Annotated in this window: 25 protein-coding genes; 18 read left to right on the top strand and 7 right to left on the bottom strand. The window is 73.9% G+C overall.

Going from position 1 to position 24,178, the window contains the following annotated elements:
* Positions 1-25: 25 nt before the first annotated feature.
* Positions 26-1,351 (bottom strand): MFS transporter, encoded by a 1,326-nt coding sequence (locus CO540_RS22410; RefSeq protein ID WP_099163536.1) that lies wholly within the window; start codon positions 1,349-1,351, stop codon positions 26-28.
* Between the two features lie 151 nt (positions 1,352-1,502).
* Between CO540_RS22410 and CO540_RS22415 the strand changes: the two genes are divergently transcribed.
* Positions 1,503-2,270, top strand: a complete 768-nt coding sequence (locus CO540_RS22415) for a phosphoglyceromutase (protein ID WP_091569294.1) — start codon at positions 1,503-1,505, stop codon at positions 2,268-2,270.
* Between the two features lie 102 nt (positions 2,271-2,372).
* Here CO540_RS22415 and phoU read toward each other — a convergent pair whose 3' ends face one another.
* Complete coding sequence (phoU, locus tag CO540_RS22420) at positions 2,373-3,017, bottom strand: phosphate signaling complex protein PhoU (protein WP_091569299.1); 645 nt, start codon at positions 3,015-3,017, stop codon at positions 2,373-2,375.
* A 201-nt stretch (positions 3,018-3,218) separates the two neighbouring features.
* Here phoU and CO540_RS22425 point away from each other — a divergent pair, with 201 nt between their 5' ends.
* The 3 genes from CO540_RS22425 (at position 3,219) to CO540_RS22435 (ending at position 6,707) form a co-directional block, all read left to right on the top strand.
* Entirely contained in the window at positions 3,219-4,511 is a 1,293-nt protein-coding gene (locus CO540_RS22425) for a cell wall metabolism sensor histidine kinase WalK (RefSeq protein WP_172967910.1), read from the top strand.
* A 21-nt stretch (positions 4,512-4,532) separates the two neighbouring features.
* The gene (locus CO540_RS22430; RefSeq protein ID WP_099163537.1) at positions 4,533-5,216 is read left to right on the top strand and encodes a response regulator transcription factor; all 684 of its coding nucleotides are present in this window, start codon (positions 4,533-4,535) and stop codon (positions 5,214-5,216) included.
* A gap of 936 nt (positions 5,217-6,152) precedes the next feature.
* Complete coding sequence (locus CO540_RS22435; RefSeq protein WP_099163538.1) at positions 6,153-6,707, top strand: hypothetical protein; 555 nt, start codon at positions 6,153-6,155, stop codon at positions 6,705-6,707.
* Between the two features lie 46 nt (positions 6,708-6,753).
* On the opposite strand, the gene CO540_RS22440 is transcribed toward CO540_RS22435, so the two are convergent.
* Entirely contained in the window at positions 6,754-7,407 is a 654-nt protein-coding gene (locus tag CO540_RS22440; protein ID WP_099163539.1) for an NADPH-dependent F420 reductase, read from the bottom strand.
* Positions 7,408-7,545: 138 nt separating this feature from the next.
* On the opposite strand from CO540_RS22440, the gene CO540_RS22445 reads away from it, so the two are divergent.
* Positions 7,546-8,124 carry a TetR/AcrR family transcriptional regulator gene (locus tag CO540_RS22445; RefSeq protein WP_099163540.1) on the top strand — a complete coding sequence of 193 codons (579 nt, stop codon included), beginning with the start codon at positions 7,546-7,548 and terminating at the stop codon, positions 8,122-8,124.
* A 45-nt stretch (positions 8,125-8,169) separates the two neighbouring features.
* Here CO540_RS22445 and CO540_RS22450 read toward each other — a convergent pair whose 3' ends face one another.
* The gene (locus tag CO540_RS22450) at positions 8,170-8,976 is read right to left on the bottom strand and encodes a hypothetical protein (protein ID WP_099164898.1); all 807 of its coding nucleotides are present in this window, start codon (positions 8,974-8,976) and stop codon (positions 8,170-8,172) included.
* Between the two features lie 74 nt (positions 8,977-9,050).
* Between CO540_RS22450 and CO540_RS22455 the strand changes: the two genes are divergently transcribed.
* Together CO540_RS22455 and CO540_RS22460 are read left to right on the top strand one after the other, a co-directional pair.
* Complete coding sequence (locus tag CO540_RS22455; protein WP_091569317.1) at positions 9,051-9,995, top strand: Ppx/GppA phosphatase family protein; 945 nt, start codon at positions 9,051-9,053, stop codon at positions 9,993-9,995.
* Positions 9,996-10,070: 75 nt separating this feature from the next.
* The gene (locus tag CO540_RS22460; protein ID WP_172967911.1) at positions 10,071-10,877 is read left to right on the top strand and encodes a sugar phosphate isomerase/epimerase; all 807 of its coding nucleotides are present in this window, start codon (positions 10,071-10,073) and stop codon (positions 10,875-10,877) included.
* Positions 10,878-10,944: 67 nt separating this feature from the next.
* On the opposite strand, the gene CO540_RS22465 is transcribed toward CO540_RS22460, so the two are convergent.
* Genes CO540_RS22465 through CO540_RS22475 form a run of 3 tightly spaced genes read right to left on the bottom strand, consistent with a single transcriptional unit; the run spans position 10,945 to position 12,974 of the window.
* Positions 10,945-11,511, bottom strand: coding sequence for a CGNR zinc finger domain-containing protein (locus tag CO540_RS22465; protein ID WP_091569324.1), 567 nt, complete (start codon positions 11,509-11,511; stop codon positions 10,945-10,947).
* A 19-nt stretch (positions 11,512-11,530) separates the two neighbouring features.
* Positions 11,531-12,697, bottom strand: a complete 1,167-nt coding sequence (locus tag CO540_RS22470) for a glutathionylspermidine synthase family protein (protein ID WP_099163541.1) — start codon at positions 12,695-12,697, stop codon at positions 11,531-11,533.
* Position 12,698: 1 nt separating this feature from the next.
* Positions 12,699-12,974 (bottom strand): hypothetical protein, encoded by a 276-nt coding sequence (locus tag CO540_RS22475; protein ID WP_245666126.1) that lies wholly within the window; start codon positions 12,972-12,974, stop codon positions 12,699-12,701.
* Positions 12,975-13,091: 117 nt separating this feature from the next.
* Between CO540_RS22475 and CO540_RS22480 the strand changes: the two genes are divergently transcribed.
* The 11 genes from CO540_RS22480 (at position 13,092) to CO540_RS22535 (ending at position 23,794) form a co-directional block, all read left to right on the top strand.
* Complete coding sequence (locus CO540_RS22480; protein ID WP_091569337.1) at positions 13,092-14,012, top strand: proline dehydrogenase family protein; 921 nt, start codon at positions 13,092-13,094, stop codon at positions 14,010-14,012.
* 39 nt (positions 14,013-14,051) lie between these two features.
* Positions 14,052-14,846, top strand: a complete 795-nt coding sequence (locus tag CO540_RS22485) for an alpha/beta fold hydrolase (protein ID WP_099163542.1) — start codon at positions 14,052-14,054, stop codon at positions 14,844-14,846.
* The gene (locus CO540_RS22490) at positions 14,839-15,408 is read left to right on the top strand and encodes a TetR/AcrR family transcriptional regulator (RefSeq protein WP_099163543.1); all 570 of its coding nucleotides are present in this window, start codon (positions 14,839-14,841) and stop codon (positions 15,406-15,408) included. Before CO540_RS22485 ends, CO540_RS22490 begins: the two co-directional genes overlap by 8 nt.
* Positions 15,405-15,740, top strand: a complete 336-nt coding sequence (locus CO540_RS22495) for a YrdB family protein (RefSeq protein WP_099163544.1) — start codon at positions 15,405-15,407, stop codon at positions 15,738-15,740. The genes CO540_RS22490 and CO540_RS22495 overlap by 4 nt, the downstream gene beginning before the upstream one ends.
* Positions 15,741-17,085: 1,345 nt before the next feature.
* A complete protein-coding gene (locus tag CO540_RS22505) occupies positions 17,086-18,384 on the top strand; it encodes a hypothetical protein (protein ID WP_099163546.1) in 1,299 nt (432 codons plus the stop codon).
* Between the two features lie 29 nt (positions 18,385-18,413).
* The gene (locus CO540_RS22510; RefSeq protein WP_099163547.1) at positions 18,414-19,811 is read left to right on the top strand and encodes an efflux RND transporter periplasmic adaptor subunit; all 1,398 of its coding nucleotides are present in this window, start codon (positions 18,414-18,416) and stop codon (positions 19,809-19,811) included.
* Positions 19,808-20,665, top strand: a complete 858-nt coding sequence (locus CO540_RS22515) for an ABC transporter ATP-binding protein (RefSeq protein ID WP_091569360.1) — start codon at positions 19,808-19,810, stop codon at positions 20,663-20,665. The genes CO540_RS22510 and CO540_RS22515 overlap by 4 nt, the downstream gene beginning before the upstream one ends.
* Positions 20,662-21,846: an ABC transporter permease gene (locus CO540_RS22520; protein ID WP_099163548.1), complete on the top strand. Its 1,185-nt coding sequence runs from the start codon at positions 20,662-20,664 to the stop codon at positions 21,844-21,846. The genes CO540_RS22515 and CO540_RS22520 overlap by 4 nt, the downstream gene beginning before the upstream one ends.
* Before the next feature lie 222 nt (positions 21,847-22,068).
* Positions 22,069-22,278 (top strand): helix-turn-helix domain-containing protein, encoded by a 210-nt coding sequence (locus CO540_RS22525; RefSeq protein WP_013288759.1) that lies wholly within the window; start codon positions 22,069-22,071, stop codon positions 22,276-22,278.
* Between the two features lie 220 nt (positions 22,279-22,498).
* Complete coding sequence (locus tag CO540_RS22530) at positions 22,499-22,600, top strand: 30S ribosomal protein bS22 (RefSeq protein ID WP_007465623.1); 102 nt, start codon at positions 22,499-22,501, stop codon at positions 22,598-22,600.
* A gap of 120 nt (positions 22,601-22,720) precedes the next feature.
* On the top strand, positions 22,721-23,794 hold the full coding sequence (locus CO540_RS22535) for an NAD-dependent epimerase/dehydratase family protein (protein WP_091569368.1): 1,074 nt from the start codon (positions 22,721-22,723) through the stop codon (positions 23,792-23,794).
* Positions 23,795-24,178 lie beyond the last annotated feature (384 nt).

A 24,178-nucleotide genomic window follows, 5' to 3' on the forward strand; every position in this document is an offset into this window, starting at 1 on the left:
CGGCGGCCGGCACGCGGGGGCGTACTCAGGAGCCGACCCGAACCGGCTCGGCGGGCGAGGTGGCCGCGGCCTCGGCCGCCTCCGGCGCCGGGGTGCGGGTGGCGGTGACCGGCGTCACCGTCGTGCCGACGGCGCGCAGCCGGGCCGCGCGCCGCTCCCGGGCCGGGCCGGAGACCAGGTGGGCGACCGCCGCCACGACGCCGATGCCGGCGCAGCCGAGCCAGAGCGCGCTGTTGCCGGCGTGCTCGCGCACCAGGCCGCCGAGGATCGGCGCGGCGGCGCCGGCGAGCTGCCAGGAGAGGGAGAAGACGCCCTGGTAGCGGCCGCGCAGCGCGGCCGGTGACAGCTCCGCGATGAGCGTGGCGTTGGACGGCGAGTTGAGCATCTCGCCGAGCGTCCAGATCAGCACGGTCAGGCCGTAGAGCCAGACCGTGTCGGCGAACGCGGTGAGCCCGAACCCGACGCCCATCACCAGCGCCGCGAGCGCCAGCACGTGCGAGCGGCTCCGGCCCTTGATGAGCCGGGGCACGAATAGTTGGCCGACCACGATGAGTACGCCGTTGAGCGCGATCACCGAGCCGTAGGTGGCGGGGCTGAGCCCGGAGTCGCCCATCGCGATCGGCAGCATCGAGATGTGCTGGAGGAACACCAGCGCGGCGAGCAGGTTGAGCGCCACGAAGCCGAGGAAGACCCGGTCGGCGAGGATGGTCCGCAGCGCGCCGGCGGGCGCGGGGGCGCCCTTGACGACGGGGCCGGTCGGCGTGGTCCGGGTCTCCCGCACCCGGGTGAAGATGATCAGCGCGGTGACCACCGTCGTGGTCGCGTCCACCAGGAAGAGCAGCAGGTAGCCGGCCTGGGCGGCGAAGCCGGCGAGGACGGCGGCGCAGGCGAAGCCGAGGTTGATCGCCCAGTAGTTCAGCGAGAAGGCCCGCAGCCGGTCCTTCTCCGGCACCACGTCGACCATCATGGCGCCGAAGGCCGGGCGGGCCGCCTCGGCGAACGTGCCGAGCAGCAACGCGCCCACGGCCACCGCCCAGAGTGGCCGGGCCAGGCCCAGCGCGACCATCATGGTGGCCGCGCCGAGGTGCGCGGTCAGCAGCGTGGGCCGGCGGCCCCAGCGGTCGGTCAGCGTGCCGCCGACGGTGGTGCCGACCGCGCCGCCGACGCCCCAGAGCCCGATCACCAGACCCGCCTGCGAGGCGGAGAAGTCGCGCTCCTGGGTCAGGTAGATGGCGAGGAAGACCAGGATGAACGAGCCGAGCCGGTTGATCAGGGTGCCGGTCCCGAGGTACCAGAACGTCCGTGGCAGGCCGCCCGCCGTCTCCTGGAACCAGCCCCGCACCGTCCGCATGCCGACGCCCCCCGCTCGGTAATGACCGACCTCTGCCGGATGCCTTACAACCTAGTCCCGCCCCGGAACGCCGGTCATCCGCATTTCCACGTGGTGGTCGTCACCACCGGTCCCCGCGTGTCCGCCGGGCCGGTACGGCAGGATGATCCGCATGACTGCGAGCGAAGGGCCCACCATCGGGACGCTGGTCCTGCTGCGGCACGGCGAGAGCGACTGGAACGCCAAGAACCTCTTCACCGGCTGGGTCGACGTCGACCTGACCGCCAAGGGCGAGACCGAGGCGCGGCGCGGCGGCGAGCTGCTCCGCGAGCACGACCTGCTGCCGGACGTGGTGCACACCAGCCTGCTGCGCCGGGCGATCCGCACCGCCGAGCTGGCGCTGAACGCCGCCGACCGGCACTGGATCGCGGTGCGCCGGTCGTGGCGGCTCAACGAGCGCCACTACGGCGCACTCCAGGGCAAGAACAAGAAGCAGACCCTGGACGAGTACGGCGAGGAGCAGTTCATGCTCTGGCGCCGGTCGTACGACACGCCGCCGCCCCCGATCGACGACAACGACGAGTGGTCGCAGGTCGGCGACCCCCGGTACGCGTTGCTGCCGACCGAGCTGATGCCCCGGACGGAGTGCCTCAAGGACGTCGTCGACCGGATGCTGCCCTACTGGTACGACTCGATCGTGCCGGACATCCTGGCCGGCCGGACCGTGCTGGTGGCGGCGCACGGCAACTCGCTGCGGGCGCTGGTCAAGCACCTCGACCAGATCTCCGACGACGCGATCGCCAAGCTGAACATCCCCACCGGCATCCCGCTGCGCTACGACCTGGACGCGGACCTGCGCCCGCAGGTGCTCGGCGGGACGTACCTCGACCCGGAGGCCGCGAAGGACGCCGCCGCCGCAGTCGCCAACCAGGGCCGCTGAGGGTGTAAGGAAGGGCCCCTTATTAACGTCTGCGGTATAGGAAGGGCCCCTTCTTAACACTGGGCTGTTAAGAAGGGGCCCTTCCTTGCACGGGGGCCGGGGTCAGCTGGACGGCGAACCGGTGATCAGGTAGACCACGTGCTCGCCGGCGTTCACCGCGTGGTCGGCGAAACGCTCGTAGAAGCGGCCCAGCAGGGTCGCGTCGATGGCGGTCTCCACGCCGTACGGCCAGTCGTCGCCGAGCAGCACGCCGAACAGGCTCTTGTGCAGGTCGTCCATCGCGTCGTCGTCCCGGTCCAGCTCCGCCGCCACGTCGGCGTCGGGCTTGGCCAGCACCGCGCCGATCTTCTCGGCCATCCGGTCGGCGATGCCGGCCATGTCGGTGAAGACCGGCCGCAGCTCGGCCGGGACCGCCGGCGAGGGGTGCCGGCGCAGCGCGGTCTTGGCCACGTGGTCGGCCAGGTCGCCCATCCGCTCCAGGTCGGCGGCCACGTGCAGGGCGGTGATCATCGCGCGCAGGTCGGAGGCGACCGGCGCCTGACGGGCGAGCAGGTCGCAGACCCGCTCCTCCACGTGCCGGTAGAGGTCGTCGATCTCGGCGTCCCGCGCGATCACCGTCTCGGCCGCGGCGCGGTCGGCGGTGAGCAGCCCCCTGGTGGCCTGCCGCATGGCCGCGCGCACCGCCTCGGCCATGTCCACCAGCAGTTGGCTGACAATCTGCAGGTCGGCCCGGAACTCGTCGCGCATCGTCACTTCCTGGGGTCGGTTGCCGTCGCCGGGAGCGGCTACGGCGTGAGCAGGTGCGCGCCCCACGGTAGGCCGGACGGCCGGCACCAGGGTGAACGCGGATGAACGACGCGGGACCCGCAGGTGAACTTTCCCGGAAGCGAGAGTGGTTCGTCCCTTTGTGCCCGATCCCCGGGTTAACAATGACCCTACGATCGCCGGGTGGAATGGGCGGTGGCCATCGCGGTGGCCGTGGCGCTGGTGACCGGGCTGGTCGCCGGGTCGCTGCTGTCCGAGCCCGTCGGGGAATGGCGACGCCGCCGGGCGTCGCGGGGCGGCGGGACCTCCCGCCGTGACGCAGGGAGGCCGACGATTCCGGACGACCAGCAGGGGGGCCTCTCCGGGCTCGGCCGCAAGACGATCGACTCGTTGCGCGCCGGCGTGGTGGTGCTCGACCCGGACGACGTGCCGGTGCTCGTGAACCCGGCCGCCCGCGCGATGGGGCTGCTGCGCACCGGGGCGACACCTGGCTCGATCGCGGCGCACCCGTTGATCCGTACCCTCGCCGGGCAGGTGCGCCGCACGGGCGTGCGTCGCGAGATCGAGCTGGACCTGCCCCGGGGCCGCGACAGCTCCGGGGTCAACCCGCTCGGCGTGCACCTGCGGGCCATGGGACTGGGCGCCGGTTACATCTCGATCGAGGCGGTCGACGTCACCGAGTCGCACCGCCTGGCCCGGGTGCGCCGGGACTTCGTGGCCAACGTCAGCCACGAGCTGAAGACCCCGATCGGCGCCCTCCAACTGCTCGCCGAGGCGTTGGTGGACGCCACCGAACCGGCCGGCGACGGCGCGCCCGACCTCTCCGAGGACCTGGTCGCCGCGCGGCGGTTCGCCGAGCGGATCCAGCACGAGTCCACCCGGCTCGGCCGGCTGGTGCAGGAGCTGCTGGAGCTGACCCGGCTCCAGGGCGCCGAGCCGCAGCCCGCCCCCGAACCGGTCTCGCTGGACTGGGTGCTCGCCGAGGTGATCGACCGCACCCGCACCGCGGCCACCGCCCGCCGGGTGGAGATCGTCGTGGACGGGCAGCGGGGCCTGACCGCGTACGGCAGCGACAGCCAACTCGCGACCGCGGTGGCGAACCTGGTGGAGAACGCGATCACCTACTCGGCCGAGGACACCACGGTCCGGGTCACCGTGCGGGGCACCGACGAGTACGTCGAGGTCGCCGTCGCGGACCAGGGCATCGGCATCGCCCCGAACGAGGTCGACCGGATCTTCGAACGCTTCTACCGGGCCGACCAGGCCCGCTCCCGGGCGACCGGCGGCACCGGCCTGGGGCTGGCCATCGTCAAACACATCGCCAGCAACCATGGCGGTCGGGTGGATGTGTCGAGCACCCTTGGTGGGGGGTCGACGTTCACCCTCCGGCTGCCTGCCCGCCCCCCGGACGACCTGGAGGCGACACTCGCCTCCGCTGGGATCGAGGCCGGCCCGGCCGAGCTCCGGCAGGTCTGACCACAGGAAAGGAAACACCCGTTGAGCCGCGTACTGGTGGTCGAGGACGAGGAATCGTTCTCCGACGCCCTGTCCTACATGCTCCGCAAGGAGGGGTTCGAGGTCTCCGTCGCCGCGACGGGTCCCTCCGCCCTCACCGAGTTCGACCGGACCGGCGCCGACATCGTGCTGCTCGACCTGATGCTGCCGGAGATGTCCGGCACCGAGGTCTGCCGTCAGCTCCGCCAGCGGTCGCACGTCCCGATCATCATGGTCACCGCCCGGGACAGCGAGATCGACAAGGTGGTCGGCCTGGAGATCGGCGCCGACGACTACGTGACCAAGCCGTACTCGCCCCGTGAGCTGGTCGCGCGGATCCGCGCGGTGCTGCGCCGGCAGAGCACCGAGGCCAACGAGACGGGCGCGCCGACCCTGGCCGCGGGCCCGGTACGGATGGACATCGAGCGGCACGTGGTGACCGTCGACGGCGCCGGGGTGCAGCTCCCGCTCAAGGAGTTCGAGCTGCTGGAGCTGCTCCTGCGCAACGCCGGCCGGGTGCTCACCCGTGGCCAGCTCATCGACCGGGTCTGGGGCGCCGACTACGTGGGCGACACCAAGACGCTGGACGTACACGTGAAGCGGCTGCGCTCCAAGATCGAGCCGGAGCCGTCCGCGCCGCGCTACATCGTCACCGTCCGGGGCCTGGGCTACAAGTTCGAGCCGTGACCGTCGCGGCTCCTCACCCCGTCACCTGACCGACTCCGGCCACGGCGGGTCGGGCCGCGCTGCCCGTGGTCTCCTGCCTCGTCGCCCCTTTCGCGTCGCATTGCTCCGTGTCCGCGTCGCGCCTGCTCACCCGTTTCGTGCCCCCACCTCCTCGCTGTCCGCCTCGCTCTCGGAGAGCTTCGAAGCGGTCTTCGGGCAGTCGTTGTTCGCCGCGAACGAAACTGTCGGCGATCGTCGCGGGCTGCTAGGGCTGCTGCGGCCTGCTCGGGCGGGCGTCCGGTGTGCGGGGTGGGTCTGAGGTTGGGCGGGCGTAGCGCTCGTTGGCGGGCGGTGGGTGGAACGGGGTGGGCGTCTGCTGGGGCCGGGATGCACCCACGGTGTTCCACCGATGGGGCTGGCGGGCGCTGGATGGAGCGTGATGGGTGTCTCCGCGGCGGGATGCACCCATGGCGTTCCACCGACGGGGCTGGCGGGCGCTGGGTGGAACGTCATGGGTGTCTCCGCGGCCGGGATGAACCCATGGCGTTCCACTGGCCGCGTTGTCGGCCGCTGGGTGGAACGTCGCGGGTGTCCGGATGCACCCGTGGACGTCACCCGTCTGCGTGGAGTGCGGGTGGTTGTCCGGTTCGGTGGTGGTGGGCGGCACCCTGGGCGCGGAATCGCCGCAGGCTGGGCGGCGTTGTAGACGGGTGAACGACCGAGCAGGCGAACACCCCCGAGCCGCCACCCCCGCCCCCGGGGAATGACGGCCGGCCGCCGGTCGTTACACATCATCCCGGCGCCGCGACGAGGCCCCTCGCCCCGCGAGCTGCCGGAATCCGGCCCCCGCCACACTGCCTCCGAGCCCGACGGGCAAGCCGGATCCCCCAAGACTTTTCGAGCGCCTGACGGTGCCCACACCCCCCGGTGTGTTGACCCCCGAATGGAGCCCCCGTCATGAACACGATCCTGCGTAAGAGCGTTCTCGGTATTGCTGGTCTGGCCTTCACCGGTGGTGTGTTCGCCGGTCCGGTCGCCGCCCACGCCGACACCCCCGCCCACGCCGCCGCCGGTAAGCCCGTCGCGGTTGCCAGCGTGCAGGGTGAGCAGTCCCGCATCACTCTGAACGACGAGCAGACCGCCAACGCCAAGGCGATCATCGCCGCGACGAAGAAGGCCGGCCTGCCCGAGCGGGCCGCGGTCATCTCGATCGCCACCAGCCTGCAGGAGTCGAAGCTGGAGAACCTGGGCCACCTCGGCGACCGCAACGACCACGACTCGCTGGGCCTGTTCCAGCAGCGCCCGTCGAGCGGTTGGGGCACGCCGGAGCAGATCACCGACCCCGAGTACTCCACCCTGGCCTTCCTCAAGGGCCTGAAGCAGGTCGACGGCTGGGACAAGATGCCGCTGACCGAGGCCGCGCAGACCGTCCAGGTCTCCGCCTACCCCGACGCCTACGCCCAGTGGGAGAAGCAGGCCACCGACATCGTGGCCCAGCACTGGACCAAGTAAGACCGAAGGCCGGCACCCCCAACCGGGTGCCGGCCTTCGCGCGTTCTCAGCGCACGACCTTGACGTTGAACAGGGAAGTGCCCAGCCGGCCGTAGAGGCGCAGCCAGATCGGCAGCAGCATCTCGGTGCCCCGTGCCGTGGTGATGTCGCCCAGGTCGATCACGTCGGTGTGGCCGAAGCTGGTGAGCAGGTCGACGACCACCTTCTTGGCCTCGGCGTCGTCACCGGAGACGAAGACGCTGTGGTCACCGTCGGCGAGCTGCCGGGGGTGCGTCATCAGGTCGGCCGTGAGCGTGTTCAGCGCCTTGACCACCCGGGTGCGGGGGAACGCCCGCTGGATCCGCTCGGCGAGCGAGTCGTCGTTGACCACGGACAGGGTGGGCGGAAAACCCTTGCTGAAGTCGAGCGGGTTGGCGATGTCGAGCAGGACCTTGCCGGCCAGGTTCTCCGCGCCCGCCGCGTCGAGCGCGGGCAGGGAGCCGTCGCCGCTGGTCGCGTTCACCACCAGGTCGGCCTCGGCGGTGGCGTCGGCGTGGCCGGCCAGGGTGACGCCGGAATGTCCGGCGGCCCAGTCGGCCCAGTCTCCGGCCTGTGTGGCGGCGACGTCCCGGGTGCCGACGACGACCTCGTGCCCCAGCTCGGCCGCGCGAGCGGCGATGGCCCGCCCCACCATGCCGGTGCCCAGTACTGCGATGCGCATGTCGAATCCGTCCTCCGATTACGGCGCGACCACGACTGCCACGCCCGATGCGACCGAGACTAACAGACAGGTCTGTCTACTAGAAGGGTGAGGAGACGTACCGGTCTGTAGACTTCGCCGAACGACGGAGGAGGAACCATGGCCCGCACGCCCGCCGGCACCGCCCGGGACCGCATCCTGGAGACCGCGTTCCGGCTGTTCTACGCGTACGGGCCACGTGGCGTCGGGGTGGACACGGTGATCGCCGAGTCGGGCGTCGCCAAGGCCACGCTCTACAAGCACTTCCCACGCAAGGACGACCTGGTCCTGGCGTACCTGGACAAGGTCGACCTGGCCTGGTCCGGCGCGTTGCGGGACGCGGCCCGGGAGGCCGGTGACGATCCCCGGGCGCAGCTCGTCGGCATGTTCGACGCGCTCGGCGGCGCCTGCCGCCGCGAGGGCTACCACGGCTGCGCGTTCATCAACACCGCGGCCGAGTCACCCGCCGGGAGCCCGGTGCACGCCCGTACCGTCGCGCACAAGAACGCGGTGCGGGCCTGGGTGACCGACCTGGCCCGGCAGGCCGGGGCGGCCGAGCCGGAGTTGCTGGCCCGTCAGCTGACCCTGCTGCTCGACGGCGGGCTGGCCGGTGGAGTGCTCGACGGCGACCCGGCGGTCGCCGACGCGGCGAAGCGGAGCGCCCACGCCCTGATCGACGCGGCGCTCCCGGAGCGTTAAGAGGGGGCCCCTCCTCTACCGGAGGCGTTAATAAGGGGCCCTTCCTTACTCGCTGGCCGGGTGGGGGGCGACCTGGCCCTGGCGGAAGCGGGCGGCGCAGAGTTCGGCCAGCTTCGCGTACGCGGGCGCGCCGACCAGCGCGGTCAGCTCGGGCCCGTAGGAGAGGTACATCGGCTCGGCGCCGACGTGCGCGTCGGTGGACGAGGTGCACCACCAGTCCAGGTCGTGCCCGCCCGCGCCCCAGCCGCGCCGGTCGAACTCGGCGAGCGTGGAGATCAGCACCTTGGTGTTGTCCGGCCGGGTGTGCCACTCCTGGTCGCGGCGCACCGGTAGCTGCCAGCAGACGTCGGGCTTGTATTCCAGCGGGTGCACGCCGTCGCGCAGCGCCTGGGCGTGCAGGGCGCAGCCGCCGCCACCGGCGAAGTCGGCGTCGTTGAGGAACACGCACGGCGCGTCGACGTCGCGGGTGGCGGTGCGCCGGGCCGGGGTCTTGCCGTCGACCGTGTCGTTCTCGGTCCAGTTCTTGAAGCCGCGGCGGAAGTGCTGCCAGGTCTCCGGCGTCAGCCGCTTGACCGCCGCCCGCACCCGCTTCTCGTCGTCGGAGTCGGTGAAGAACGCGCCGTGCGAGCAGCACCCGTCGGCGGCCCGCCCGGCGATGATGCCGTGGCAGCCCCGGCCGAAGACGCACGTCCAGCGGGACAGCAGCCAGGTCAGGTCGGCGCGGACGACGTGCTTCGGGTCGGCCGGGTCGACGAACTCGATCCACTCCCGCGGGAAGTCCAGCCCGACCTCGCGGCTGCGCGGGTCGTCGGGGTCGTCCACCAGCACGTGAAGCTCGATCTGCCCTGTCACCCGGACCAGCGTACGCGCGGTCACCCCGCCCGGCCGGCGAGCCGACGAAACGTGTTGCCCCTAGGGTTCTTCCCATGCGACTGGGTGTCCTCGACGTCGGTTCCAACACGGTGCACCTGCTGGTGGTCGACGCCCATCACGGCGCCCATCCCTGGCCGGCCCACTCCGAGAAGGTGGTGCTGCGGCTGGCCGAGCAGATCGGTCCGGACGGCGCGCTGACCGACACCGGGGCGGACGGGCTGGTCAAGGCCGTCGGCATGGCCCGGGCGGCGGCCGACGGGCTGGGCGCCGAGGACCTGCTGGCGTTCGCCACCAGCGCGGTCCGCGACGCCACCAACGCCGGCGAGGTGCTGGCCCGGGTCCGCGACGAGACCGGCGTACGCCTGGAGGTGCTCTCCGGCGCGGACGAGGCGCGGATGACGTTCCTCGCGGTGCGGCGGTGGTTCGGCTGGTCCGCCGGGCGGCTGCTGGCGATGGACATCGGTGGCGGCTCGCTGGAGCTGGCCGCCGGCATCGACGAGCACCCGGACGTCGCGGTGTCGCTGCCGCTCGGGGCGGGGCGGCTCAGCCGGGAGCGGCTGGCGGTCGACCCGGCCGGCCTGCTGCCGCCGCCGGCCGAGGCCGTGGAGGAACTGCGGGCGTACGTGGACGCGCAGCTCGACCCGGTGGTGAAGCAGCTGACCGAGGTGGGTTGGGAGCGTCCGGTCGCGACCTCGAAGACGTTCCGCACGCTGGCCCGGTTGGCCGGGGCCGCGCCGTCCGGCGCCGGTCTCTGGGCCCGGCGCAGCCTGACCCGCACCGGCCTGCGCCAGGTGCTCGGGTTCGTCCGGCACATCCCGCCGGCCCAGTTGCCGGAGTTGGAGGGGGTCAGCGCGCAGCGGGCCCACCAGCTCCTGGCCGGCGCGGTGGTGGCCGAGGCGGTCATGCGCCGGCTCGACGTCGACAGTCTGGACATCTGCCCCTGGGCGCTGCGCGAGGGGGTCATCCTGCGCCGGTTGGATCAGCTCGCGCCGATGTGATCCGCGCGGCCGCTCTGGGCGCTTTGCTGCTGCTCGTCCCGATGCCTCCTGGCGGGGGCGGCTACCCTCAGAGGCGTGACTTCCCGCGTCCCGGTGCTCCTGTCCACGTCCTCGGTCTTTCCCGAACGGACCGCGGCGGCGTTCCAGCTCGCCGCGGCGCTCGGGTACGACGGCATCGAGGTGATGGTCTGGACCGACCCGGTCAGCCAGGATCCGGGCGCGCTGCGTGGTCTCTCCGAGCACTACGGCGTCCCGGTGCTCTCCGTGCACGCCCCCTGCCTGCTGGTCACCCAGCGGGTGTGGAGCGCCGACCCGTGGGAGCGGCTGCGGCGGGCCGCCGAGCTGGCCGAGACGCTGGAGGCGCCGACCGTGGTGGTGCACCCGCCGTTCACCTGGCAGCGCGACTACGCGCGCACGTTCGCCGACGGGCTCGACACCATCGCCGGGCGCTTCGGCGGGCTGCGCTTCGCAGTGGAGAACATGTTCCCGGTGCGGATGGCCGGCCGGCAGTTCGTGCCGTACGTGCCGGGCTGGGACCCGACCGACACCGGCTACGCCTCCTACACGCTGGACCTCTCGCACTGCGCGGCCTCGCACACGGACGCGCTGGCCATGGCCGACCGGATGGGCTCCGGCCTGGCGCACGTGCACCTGGGCGACGGCACCGGCGAGGGGCGGGACGAGCACCTGGTGCCCGGCCGGGGCGGCCAGCCCTGCGCGGAGCTGCTCCGCTCGCTGGCCGGGCGCGGCTTCACCGGCTCGGTGGCGGTGGAGGTCACCACCCGGGGCGCGAAGAGCCGCGCGGTCCGCGAGGCGGATCTGCGGGAGTCGCTGGAGTTCGCCCGGGCCAACCTGACCGCGCCCTCACCGGTCGACGCCTGAGCCGGCCCCGCGCCGGTCGACGGCCCGCGCCGGTCGACGCCCTGAGCCGGCTCGCGCCGGCCGAGGGTCAGATGACCGGGGAGAGCGGCTGGGCCGGCACCGCCTGCTCGCCGACCGCGGCCCGCTTGCGGGCCCGGTGCGCCGCCACGTGCGAGCGGGTGGCGCAGCGCTCGGAGCAGAACCGCCGGCAGCAGTTGGACGAGGTGTCCAGGTAGACGTTGCCGCAGCGCTCGTCCGCGCAGACGCCGAACCGGGCGCTGCCGTACTCGCAGAGCCAGACCGACAGCCCCCAGACCGCGCCGGCCAGGTATTCGGAGGAGACCGAGGCGCCCCGGCTGGTCACGTGCATGTGCCAGTCGGAGGAGTCGTGGCCGGAGATGCGCGGCTGCACCGGGAACGCCTCCAGCAGCGCGTTCAGCTCCGCCACCGCCTCGCCGTCCCGCCCCGAGGTGCCGTACGCGAAGACGTCCCGGAGGCGCTTCTGCGCCCGCCGGAAGATCGCCAGGTCCCGTTCCGCGACCTCGTCGCGCATCCAGGCGTTCTCGTCCGGGAAGAGGGCCCGCAGGCCGTCGAGGTCGTCCAGCCGGGCGTTGACGAGCTCGACCCCGGTCCGGGCGTACGCGTCGAAGTTCACGACACCAACGGTAGACGACTCAGGGCAGACGCGGCGCGTCGATGTAGTGGGGCAGGAACCGCGCGTAACCGTCAGTGATGAGGCTCTCGCTCTCCCGTACCCCGGCACCGGCCGACCCGCCGTCCACGATCCAACTGCCGAGCACCGTCCGGTAGCCGGCGAACTCGGGCAACGCGCGGAACTCCTGGTAGCAGAAGCCCTCGTCGCCGTAGATCCCCGGGTTGGTGATCTCGGTGCCGCCGGTCACGATGCGTACCGAGCCGCCCTCGCGGCCGAGCAGCGGCTTGGCCACGTACTCGGTCATCCCGCGCGGCGAGTCGAGGTATGCCGGCAGCAGCAGCTCGTGGCCCGGGTACAGCTCCCAGAGCACGGCCAGCAGCGCCTTGTTCGACAGCAGCAGCTTCCAGGCCGGCTCGATCCAGGTGGTCGGGGTGCCCGGGTCCAGCGCCGGCCGCCCGTACGGCTCGGCGAGCATCCACTCCCAGGGGTAGAGCTTGAAGCAGGTGGTGATCGGCCGGTCGTCGGCGTCGACGAAGCGCCGCCCGTCCCAGCCGACGTGCTGGATCGGCATGAGCGTCACGTCCAGCCCGGCCTGGCGGGCGGTCTCGGCCAGGTAGCCGGCGGTGATCTGGTCCTCGCCCGACTCCTCCTCGTTCGACCAGAGCACGTGCACCCGGGGGTCGTGCAGCCCGGCGCCGATCTTGGCCCACGAGGCGGTCAGCCGCTCGTGCAGGCTGTTCCACTGGTCCGCGTCCGGGCGGGTGTCCTCCAGCCAGTACCACTGCACGATGCTCGCCTCGACCAGCGCGGTCGGGGTGTCGGCGTTGTACTCCAGCATCTTCGGCGGCCAGCTGCCGTCGTACCAGAGGTCGAACCGGCCGTAGAGCGTCGGCGGGGCCTCCCGCAGCGAGCGGGCGACCGCCTCGGCGGCCCATTCCGGGATGCCGAACTCGGCGTACCGGCGGCGGGCCACGACGTGCTCGGCGGCGGCGACGGACATCCGGTGCAGCTCCTCGGTCGCCTCCTCCAGCCGGAGCACCTCGTCCAGGGTGAAGGAGTAGGCCGCGGTCTCGTCCCAGTACGACATGATCTCGCCGTCGGGCAGCTCGGTGTCCACGTACACCAGGCCCTGGGTCCGGATGGTGTCGTCCCAGTCGGGGCGCGGGGTGCTCGCCTCGCGGCGCACGTCAGCCGCCGCAGGAGGCGAGGTGGGTGCCGAAGCCGCCCCGGTCGGGCAGCGCGGCGGCCGGGGCCGTGTCGCCGCGTGCGGCGGTGGCCGGGGCCGGGACGCGCAGGGCCACGGCGACGGTGTCGCCGCCCCCGCCGGCCGGGCCGAGCGCGCAGTCGTCATCGTCGTCGTCGTAGCCGTTGTTGCAACCGGTGAGCGCGAGGGCCAGCGCGGTCAGCGCGCCGAGCTGCACGGTGGCCGAGCGGAGCCGGCGCCGGGGGTGTCGTCGATCCACGTGAACGTTGTAGCCGATGGCCGCCAGCGCCGGTGCCCCGCGTCCCGGGTTCGCGTGCCGAGTGAGGTTGGCCGCCGCGCCCGGCGAGGGCCCCGGGCCGGGCGTTACGCTCGGCTCATGCTCCGTTCCGTCATCCTCGCCGCCTCCCGGTCAACCCAGGTGGAGCGGCTCGTCGCGACGGCCCCGTTCACCCGGGACGTCGTCCGCCGGTTCGTCGCCGGCGCCGCCACCGACGACGCGCTGCGCGCGACCCGCGCACTCGTCGCCGACGGCCAAGCGGTCACCCTCGACTACCTGGGCGAGGACACCACCACCCCGGAGCAGGCGAACGCCACCCGGGACGAGTACCTCACGCTGCTGCGCCTGCTCGGGGCCGCCGGCCTCACCCCGGCCGCCGAGGTCAGCGTGAAGCTGTCCGCGCTCGGCCAGGCGTTCGACGAGCAGTTCGCGTACGACAACGCGCGGCAGATCTGCGCGGCGGCCGACGCGGCCGGCACCACGGTCACCCTGGACATGGAGGACCACACCACCACCGACTCGACCCTGGACATCCTGGCCAAGCTGCGCAAGGACCACCCGTCGACCGGCGCGGTGCTCCAGGCGTACCTGCGGCGGACCGAGTCGGACTGCCGCGAGCTGTCCGCGGCCGGGTCCCGGGTGCGGCTGTGCAAGGGCGCGTACAAGGAGCCCGAGTCGGTGGCGTACCAGTCCGCCCGCGAGGTGGACAAGTCCTACGTGCGCTGCATGAACGTGCTGATGGCCGGCGACGGCTACCCGATGCTGGCCACCCACGACCCGCGCCTGATCGCCATCGGCGAGGACCGGGCCCGCTGGTTCGACCGCGACCCGGGGCGGTTCGAGTTCCAGATGCTCTACGGCATCCGCCCGGAGGAGCAGAAGCGCCTGGTCGGCGAGGGCTACACGGTCCGCACCTACGTCCCCTACGGCGACCAGTGGTACGGCTACCTGATGCGCCGGCTCGCCGAGCGCCCGGCCAACCTGATGTTCTTCGGCCGCGCGGTGGTCTCGAAGAAGTGAGCCTTGACCGGCAAGGCTAACGACATTAGCTTTATGGCTATGACGGTTAGCCGGGTGGCGCGGGACGGCGGGACGATCGCGTACGAGACGCACGGCTCGGGGCCTCTCGTGGTGCTCGCGCACGGCATGGGGGAGAACCGGGCGGCCTTCCGGCACCTGACCCCCCGACTGGTGGCGGCCGGCTACCGGGTCGCCTCGATCGACGTACGGGGGCACGGCGACTCCAGCCCGCACTGGCCCACGTACGCCCCGGCCGAGGTCGGCGGCGACCTGCTCGCCGTGGTCCGGGCGCTCGGCGGTGGGCCGGCCACGCTGGTCGGCAGCTCGTCCAGCGGGGCCGGCGTCGTCTTCGCCGGCGCCGACGCGCCCGACCTGGTCAGCGGCATCGTGCAGATCAGCCCGTTCGTCGCCGCCCCGAAGCCGAACCTGGCGATGCGGGCCGCCCAGGCGGCCGTGCTCCGCAGCCCCCGGCTGTTCGGGCTGTTCCACCGCACGCTCTTCCCGTGTGTCCGACCGGCCGACGACGCCGCGTACCGCAAGGAGATGGTCGCCAGGCTGCGCGGCCGGATGGACGCGGTGCGCGGGGTGATCGCGCCGGTCGACCCGCACTGGACCACGCGGGCGCCCGAGGTGCGGCAACCGGTGCTGGTGCTGATGGGCACGAAGGACCCGGACTTCCCCGACCCGGGCGCCGAGGCCCGCGCCGCCCGCCGGCAGTTCGCTGTCGCCGAGGCGCGCATGATCGCCGACTCCGGCCACTACCCGCACGCCGACCAGCCCGACGCCACCGCTGCCGACCTGGCCGAGTTCCTGACGGCGACCGCGCGTGCCTAGGGCCGGGCTGACCCCCGCGACGGTGGTCCGGGAGGCCGCCGTGCTCGCCGACGAGGTCGGCTACGACCGGCTGACCCTGGCCGCGCTCGCCGGCCGGCTCGGCGTCGCGCTGCCCAGCCTCTACAAGCACGTGCGGGGCGTGGACGCGCTGCACCAGAAGCTCGCCGTGCTCGCTGCCGCCGAGATGGCCGACGTGCTGACCGCCGCCGCCGCGGGCCGGGCCGGCGACGACGCCTTGCACGCCGTCGCCGCCGCCTACCGGGCGTACGCCCACCGGCACCCCGGCCGCTACCCGGCCGCCCAGCGCGCGCCCGACCCGGCCGACCCCGAGCACCTGGCCGCCGCCGAACGCGCGGTCGGCGCGATCTTCGCGATCCTGCGCGGGTACGGCCTCGACGGTGACGCGGCCGTCGACGCCACCCGGATGTTCCGGGCCACCGTGCACGGCTTCGTCTCCCTGGAGGCGGCGGGCGGGTTCGGGCTGCCCCGCGACGTCGACCGTTCGTTCGACCAGATGGTCGACGGGCTGGACCTCGCCTACCGCGGCTGGCGGTCCCGGTGAAGGCGCTGCTGCTGGGTCTGATCTTCCTGCTGGAGCTGGCGCTGCTCGCGGCGGCCGGACTCTGGGGCTTCACGCTCGACGCCGGCTGGCCGGTGCGGCTGCTCGCCGGCCTCGGCGCGCCGCTGGTGATCGCCGTCGTCTGGGGTGTGTTCTGCTCGCCCCGGGCGACCGTGGCGCTGCCCGCCCCGGCCAAGCTGGGCGTGCAGGCGGCCTGCTTCCTCGGCGGCGGCGTCCTGCTAGCCCTGGCCGGTCACCCACTTCCCGGCGCGGCCCTGGTGCTGCTCTGGGCCGTCGACAAGGCCGTCCTCATCCGCTCTGGCAACCCGATCTGACCCGCCCTCGCGGCGAGGCGCGCGGCCGATCTTGGTACCGATCCGCCCTCGGAGGGGCGGATCGGTACCAAGATCTCGACACACGGCTGGATCTTGGAAGTTTGAGGCCCCTATGAGGGCCGTTTCCTTCCAAGATCTGGCTCGCGGTCCGGCGCGGAGATTGGTCGCGGGCTCCACCCCCCGGCCGCCCGCGTCCGCACCCTTGCCCGCGTCCGCGTCCCCGTCGATCTTGAAGTTGTGGCACCTGGGATAACGGGTCAATCCGACATGCTGGGCGCCACAACTCCAAGATCGATGCACGGTGCCGGTACGGCGCGGTGCCGGGTGGGGGCGGCAGGGATTACGGGTAGGACTCTTTCCCGGAACGCCCGATTGGTCGTACCCTTCGCCGGTGACCGACGGCGACGAGGAGCCTCCCGGCCGGGCAGCCGACGGCGACGAGCCACGCGCCGGGAGCGACGGCGAGGGGCCACGCCCGCGCGTCGAGGCGTCACCCGATCCGACCCCGGTCGGGAGTTCGGACCCGGCGAGCCGTGAGTCGTCAGCGCAGGTCACACCCCGCCCGGTCGCGAAGGTCCCCGTTTCCGGACCGGCCGCACCCGCACCCCGCACGACCGCCCCTGGACCCGACCCGGCCTCGTCCGGGTCGAGCGCGGCCTCGTCCGGGTCGAGCGCGGCCTCGTCCGGGTCGAGTGCCACCGCGCCCGCTCCTGCACTGGCCGCACCCGATTCGAGCGCATTCGTTCCCGTCCTGATCCCGGCTGCACCCGAGCCGGACGCGGCCCTTCCTGCCCCGAGGCCGGCCGCCCCCGAGCCGAGTGCCGTCGTCCGCGAGCCGAGTGCCGTTGTCCCCGAGCCGCGTGCGGTCGCCCCCGCCCAGAAGCCGGCCACCCCTGATCCAGGTGGCGCCGCCTCCGAGTCGGGTGCGGTCGTCCCCGCCCGGAGGCCGGCCGCCGCCGAGCCGAGTGCCGTCGCCTCCGAGCCGAGTGCTGTCGTCCCCGAGCCGGGCGCGGTCGCATCCGCCCCGGAATCGAGCCCGGCCAACCCGACGCCGAGTGCGGTCGCGCCCACGCGGGTGCCGGCCGCCCCGGCTGCAAGGCCGACAGTGCCCGAGCCGATCACGCCCGCATCCCCTCCGGCAGCGGCCGCGCCCGAGGAAGGCGCCGACGCTCCCCGCCCGGCGCCGTCGCCCTCGACACCACCGTCCTCGGCGCCGTCGCCCTCGACACCACCGTCCTCGGCGCCGTCGCCCTCGACACCACCGTCCTCGGCGCCGTCGCCCTCGACACCACCGTCCTCGGCGCCGTCGCCCTCGACACCGTCGCCCTCGACACCGTCGCCCTCGATGCCGCCGCAGGTGGCCGTACCCCATGCGCCTGCCCCGATCGGGAGGGCGGCGAAGAAACGACGCTGGCCGCTCTGGACCGCCCTCGGCCTGGCCCTCGGGCTGACGGCGGGCGCGGTGCCCGGCGTACTCCTGCGGCAGTTGGCGCCCGACGCGGCCGGGCGGCCGGCCGCGGGCCGTGAGGACCGGGGCACGCCGGAGCAGCGGCGGCTCGCCGAGCGGATGGTCACGCAGCTCGACCGCCAGGCCGGCGCGCTGCTCGGCGGCGACCGGGCCGGGTTCCTCGCGGTGGCCGAGCCGGCGGCCCGGCCGGCGCTCAGCAAGCGGTACGCGGCGTTGCGCGCGCTGCGGACCAGCGTGTGGCGACCCGCCGCCGTCGGTGTGCCGGTGGCCGTCGACGGGCGGCCCGGGGAGTGGCGGCTGACGGTGACCGTGGGCTACTGCTTCGTGGTGCCGGGCTGCGGGCCGAGCACGGCGACGATGGGCACCCGTTGGCGGGTGGTGGGGGAGGAGCCGCGGCTGACCGCCGTGGAGCCGTCCCGGACGGATCCGGCGGGCGTGCGGCCGTGGGAGGTCAGTGACCTGGCCGTCGCGGTGGGAAAGCGGGCGGTGGTGGCCACCACGCCGGCCCAGCGGGCCAAGCTGCCGGGGTTGCTGGCGCAGGCGGAGTCGGCCGCCCGGGCCGCGGACCGGTACGCGGTCGACGGCACGCCTCCGGACCGCTACCTGGTCTTCTACGCCGGGCGGGCGGAGTGGCAGCGTTGGTACGGCGGTGGCCGACCGAAGTGGACCGCCGGGTACGCGGTGGGCGTCGGTGGGGGGCGGCACGACGTCGTGCTCAACGCGCAGAGCCTCTCCCCGGCCGGGGTGGACGACCTGCTGCGGCACGAGCTGACCCACGCCGCCTCGCTGCCGGAGCAGGGTTACGCGGATCGGGCGAGCTGGTGGCTGGTGGAGGGGCTGGCCGAGTACGCCGGCACCGACGGCCAGCCGGTCGACCGCTACGAGGGCCTGGCCGAGGTGCGCAAGCTGCTCCGGGGCGGGTGGTCCGGCCGGCTGGACGCGGTGGCTCCGGCCGACGACGCGAGCGACGACCGGGTCGGCGGCGCCTACGGCGTCGGGTACCTGGCCGTGCGGCACCTGGTCGACCGCTACGGCGAGCAGCGGGTGCTGGACTTCTTCCGGGCCGTGGTGCACCAGCGCCGGTCCCCGGCCGAGGCCGCCGACGAGGTGTTCGGCGACCCGTGGTCGACGTTGCAGGACGACTGCGTCGCCTACGTGCGAACCGCCGCCGGCTGACCCGTCGACACCGGTCGACGGGTCGTAGCATGGGCCGGGTGGCCCGCACTCCCTCGCCGCGGCTGCCCGCGGCCCGCCGCCCCCGTCTCGTCACCGCCCTCCTCGCCGTCGTCGCCCTGACCGGCACCACCGCCGCCTCCTGCGGTGACGACACCTCCGCCGTCGCCGTCGCCCCGGTCGGCCGCGCGCCGGTGAGCGAGGTGATCGACGCGCCGGCCACGGTGACCGCCCGGGCCGCCGCCACGCTCACCGCCCCCGCCGACGGCACGCTGGCGAGCCTGCGGGTCCAACCCGGACAGCGGGTTTCCCGCGGGCAGGTGCTCGCGGTGATCGACTCGCCGTCCGCGCGGGACCGGCTGGCGCAGGCGCGGGAGGCGTTGCGCGCGGCGAAGCGCGCCGGCCGGGGCGTCGGCGTCGGCGACCTGGGCGGCAGCCGGCGCGGCACCGACAAGGCCGCGGACGAGGCGTTCGCCGCCGCCCGCGCCGCCGCCGGCAAGGTCGGCGACCCGCGGTTGCGCGCCGCGCTGCTGCTCCAGGTCCGGTCGGCGCAGCAGCAGTACGAGTCGGCCGCCCGCGCCGCCGACCGCGCGGTCACCGCCGTGCAGCGCGGCGTGGCGGGCCTGAACAGCGCCGTCGGCGCGCTGTCGGCCGCGCAGCGCCTCCAGGCCCAGCAGGCGTACGACCTGGCGAAGGCGACAGTGGACGCGTTGACCCTGCGCGCCCCGATCGGCGGCGTGGTGCAGCCGGGTGGCACCCGGGCGGCGGCGCCGACCGACCTCGCCGGGCTGCTCGGCGCGGCCGGCGGCGGGTCGGTGCCCGGGCTGGACCCGTCGGCGCTGGGCGCGGCCGGTCAGGGCGGCCCGCCGGCGGGGGTCGACGACGCGGTGCCGGCCGGTGGCCGGGTCACCGCCGGCACCCCGGTGCTCACGGTGGTGGACACCGGGCGGCTGGGCCTGCTCGCCGAGGTCGACGAGACCGACGTGCTGCTGGTTCGGGCCGGGGTGCCCGCCTCGGTCGAGTTGGACGCGGTGACCGGCGCGACCTACGACGCCACGGTGCGGTCCGTCGACGTGTTGCCCACCAGCTCGGCCCGGGGCGGGGTCACCTACCGGGTCCGGCTGGACCTGGGCGCCGGTCGGCTCGGTGAGGCGGAGGCCGCGCCGGCGCCCCGCCCCGGGATGAACGCGGTGGTCCGGCTCCGGGTGCGGGAGGCCGCCGACGCGGTGGCCGTACCGGCCTCGGCGGTGTTCTCCGCGGACGGACGGGACGCGGTCTGGGTGCTGCGCGACGGACGCGCGGACCGGGTTCCGGTGACGGTCGGCGTGCAGGGTCAGGACCTGGTGCAGATCGTGGACGGGGTGCGGGCCGGCGACCGGGTGGTGGTGCGCGGCGCCGACCAGGTCCGCGACGGCCAGGAACTCCCGTGACCGTCGCCGCGGTCGAGGCGGTCGACGTCTCGCGCACGTACGAGCTGGACGGGGTGTCGGTGTCCGCGCTGCGCGGCGTCTCGCTCACCATCGACCAGGGCGAGTACGTGGCGGTGATCGGCCCGTCCGGCTCCGGCAAGTCCACGCTGATGCACCTGCTCGGCGGGCTGGACCGGCCCACCGGCGGCCGGTTGGTGATCGGTGGCCGGGACGTGGCCACGCTGACCGCCCCGGAACTGGCGACGCTGCGCAACGAGACCATCGGCTTCGTCTTCCAGGCGTTCCACCTGCTGGCCCGGACGTCCGCGGTGGACAACGTGGCGCTGCCGTTGGTCTACCGGGGCGTCGGCGCGCGGCAGCGACGGGAACGGGCGGCGGCGATGCTCGGCCGGGTCGGGCTCTCCCACCGGCTGCACCACCGGCCCAACCAGCTCTCCGGCGGCGAGCAGCAGCGGGTGGCGATCGCCCGGGCGTTGGTCACCGAGCCGGCGGTGCTGCTGGCCGACGAGCCCACCGGCAACCTGGACAGCGCCACCGGCGAGGCGGTGCTGGAGCTGCTGGAGCGGTTGAACGCCGAGTCCGGGGTGGCCCTGGTGATGGTCACGCACGACCAGGAGGTGGCCGCCCGGGCGCGCCGCCGGATCGCCGTCCGGGACGGGCTGATCCGCTCCGACACCCGTCATGATCGACCGGGGTCGGGCGGTTCCGGCGCACCTGCGACACTGGACCCCGCTCCCAGCGCGGAGCCCCGGTCCGCGTCCGGAAGCGGCCCGGGGCACCCGCCCGGTGGCTCCGGTGGCGCCACCGGAGCCACCGGGCGCCTTCCGCGCGCCGGCGCCGGGGGTGCCGGATGAGGGTGGCCGAGGCCTGGCGGGTGGCGCTGGACGCGCTGCGGGCCAACCGGATGCGCAGCCTGCTGACCATGCTCGGCGTGATCATCGGGGTCGCCTCGGTGGTGATCCTGGTGGCCATCGGCACCGGCACCAAGCAGCAGGTGGAGCAGCAGGTCGAAGGGCTCGGCTCGAACCTGCTCCTGGTGGTGCCCGGAAAGATCGAGGTGGGCACCGCCCCGGTGGTGTCGCCGTTGGACCTCAAGGACGTCGACGCCGTCTCCCGGGTGGTCGGCGACCCCGGCCGGGTGGCCGTGACGGTGGCCTCCGGCGCGACCGCCCGCGCCGGCAACCGGTCGGACTTCACCACCGTGCAGGGCGTGCTGGAGACCACCCCGTCGGTGTTCACCCGGTCGCTGGCCCGGGGTCGCTACCTGACCGGCGCGGACGTCGACACCAGCCGCCGGGTGGCGGTGCTCGGCGCCTCGGTGGCCCGGGCGCTCTTCCCCGAGCGGGACCCGCTCGGCCAGCAGGTCACCCTCGCCGGCGTGCGGTTCCGGGTGATCGGCGTCTTCGCGCCGCTGGGGCAGAGCCTCGGCGTGGACCGGGACGACGAGGTGCACGTACCGGTGACCGCCGCGCAGCGGCTGTGGGGCACCCAGCGCATCGACGGCATCGCGGTCAAGGCGCCGGACCGGGAACGGATCGACCAGCTCGGCGAGCGGATCGTGGCGGAGCTGTCCCGCCGGCACCCGGACACCGAGTTCAGCGCCGTCACCCAGCAGCAGATCCTGGGCGTGCTCGGCGACATCCTGGGTGTGCTCACCGGCGTCCTGGCCGCCATCGCCGGCATCTCGCTGCTGGTCGGCGGCGTCGGCGTCTCGAACATCATGCTGGTCTCGGTACGCGAGCGCACCCGGGAGATCGGCCTGCGCAAGGCGGTCGGCGCCCGCCCCCGGGACATCGGCGTGCAGTTCCTGCTGGAGGCGGTGCTGCTCACCTCGATCGGCGGCCTGACCGGGATGGCGCTCGGCGTCGGCACCGCGCTGCTGGTCGACGCGTTCTCGCCGATCCCGGCGGCGATCACCTGGTGGTCGCTGGCGCTCGCCTTCGGCGTCTCGGCGGCGGTGGGCATCGTGTTCGGCGTGGTGCCGGCGCAGCGGGCCGGCCGGCTCGACCCGGTGGTGGCGCTGCGCGCCGAGTAGCAGCCGCCGGTCCCACGAACGGGAACGGGACGAGCCACCCGTCCGGGCGAAAAAGCCCTGGTGGACACCGGGTGAACGGCCGTCCCGCCATGATCAAACGAGAGAAGGGATCGCGCTGGTCACAGCCGTCCCGCTACCGTACTGGTTACACGCGCGTCGCTCGTCGAGGCGGGAGCACCTGCCCGGTGACACGCGCCGGGCACGGGAATGGGTCGGTGAGCCATGGCCGGGTCGCAGTCCGACGCACGGCTGTCGGATGTCAGGTTCCTGACCGTCGCCGAGGTGGCGACGGTCATGCGGGTCTCCAAGATGACGGTCTACCGTCTCGTGCACAGCGGTGAGCTGACCGCGGTGCGCGTCGGCCGGTCGTTCCGGGTGCCCGAGCACGCCGTGCACGAATACCTCCGGGGCGCGTTCCAGGAGTCCGCCTGACCCCTCGGCGGCCGGTCCGTCGAGTGCGACGAAAAGGGGCATCGACGGGGGCGCGTTGGTCCTGCTGACGCACTCCGGCTACCCTGGACCACGACCGTGACCGCACTCTGGTGTGCCCTGCCCACCTCGCTGGTCCGGTCCGTTGTCCGCAAGCGGGCACGGTGTCACCGACGGTGGCGCCTCCCGGTCCGCCCCGCACGTTGCATCGAAAGGCTGTCGTATGGGCTCGGTGGTCAAGAAGCGCCGCAAGCGCATGGCTAAGAAGAAGCACCGCAAGCTGCTGCGCAAGACCCGCGTCCAGCGTCGCCGTCTCGGCAAGTGACCGGGGCCGGGCTCTGGCCCGGCACCCGGCACCACTTGCCAACTGTCGACCCTCGGAGGCTCAGGTGATCAGGCCGCGGACGTCCCGGCTCGATCCCGCCTGCCGCGCAAGGCGCACGACATGACCCCCGGTGGCACCTCCGGTGCTCCGGGGGTCGTCGTCGTCACCGGGGTCGGCCGCTACCTCGGCGCTAACGTCGCCGCCCGGCTCGCCGCCGACCCGCGTATCGAGCGCGTCATCGGCGTCGACCCGGCTCCGCCCAACCCCGAGCTGACCGACCTGCTCTCGGACGTCGAGCGGGTCCGCATCGACCTCGACTCGCTCGGCGGTCTCCTGGCCGACCTCGACGTCGACGCCGTGGTGCACCTGGCGTTGGTCTCCGCCCCCGATCCGCAGCTCGGCGGCCGGACGGGGATGAAGGAGCAGAACGTCATCGGCACGATGCAGCTGCTCGCCGCCTGCCAGCGGGCGCCCCGGCTGCGCAAGCTCGTGGTCCGCTCGTCGACCGCCGCGTACGGGGTGTCGTTCCGCGACCCGGCCGTCTTCACCGAGGAGACCGAGCCACGCGAGGTGCCGCGCGGCGGTTTCGGCCGCGACATCCTCGACATCGAGGGATACGTGCGGGGGTTCCGCCGCCGCCGGCCGGACGTCACCGCCACCGTGCTGCGCTTCGCCCCGTTCATCGGGTACGCGGCCGACACCACGCTCACCCGCTACTTCTCCCAGCCGGTGGTGCCCACCGTCTTCGGCCGCGACCCACGCCTGCAGTTCGTCCACTTCGACGACGCCCTGGAGGTGCTGCACCGGTCGGTCGCCGAGGAGCACCCGGGGACCTACAACGTCGCCGGGCCGGGCGTGCTGTCGCTGTCCCAGGCGATCCGCCGGGCCGGTCGGGTGGCGCTGCCGGTGCTGGAGCCGGGCCTGGCCGGGGTGGCCGCGGTCGCCCGCACCATGGGTTTCGGGCGCTACGGCCTGGACCAGGTCGACCTCTTCGTGCACGGCCGGGTGGTCGACACCAGCCGGCTGGAGCGCGAGTACGGCTTCACCCCCCGTTCCACCGCCGCCGCCTTCGAGGACTTCATCCGCGCCCACCACGGTGGCGTGGTGGTGACCCGGGACCAGCTCGCCGCCGCGGAGCAGCTGGTGCTGGAGAGCATCCGGCAGGTCCGCTCGACCGTCCAGGAGCGTTCGTGAGCAGCCCGGAGGAGCGGCGTGACGCGCGTTACGACGTACCGCTGACCGTGCCCGAGCCGGGTGCGGAGCCGGCGCGGCGCAACGGGCACCGCCGGGTCACCGCGCCGGCCGCCCGCCCGGCCGCGTCCGCCGCGCCGGCCGACGAGCCGGACACCTCCACCGACGAGCCCGCCGGCGGCGCGGCCGCACCCGGCGCGGAGGCCGCCCGTCCCACCGACGAACCGGGCGTCCCCGCCGCCCCACCGCCGCCCCGGAAGGCGGTGGCCAAGAAGGCCGTCGCGAAGAAGGCTGTGGCCAAGAAGGCGGTGGCCAAGAAGGCCGTCGCCCGGAAGGCGGTGGCGGACGGGACCGACTCCGGTACGGCCGGCCCCGGAACCGGGGCGG

Origin of the sequence: Micromonospora sp. WMMA2032, assembly GCF_002688545.1 — a bacterium.
Classification (GTDB): Bacteria; Actinomycetota; Actinomycetes; order Mycobacteriales; family Micromonosporaceae; genus Micromonospora; species Micromonospora sediminicola.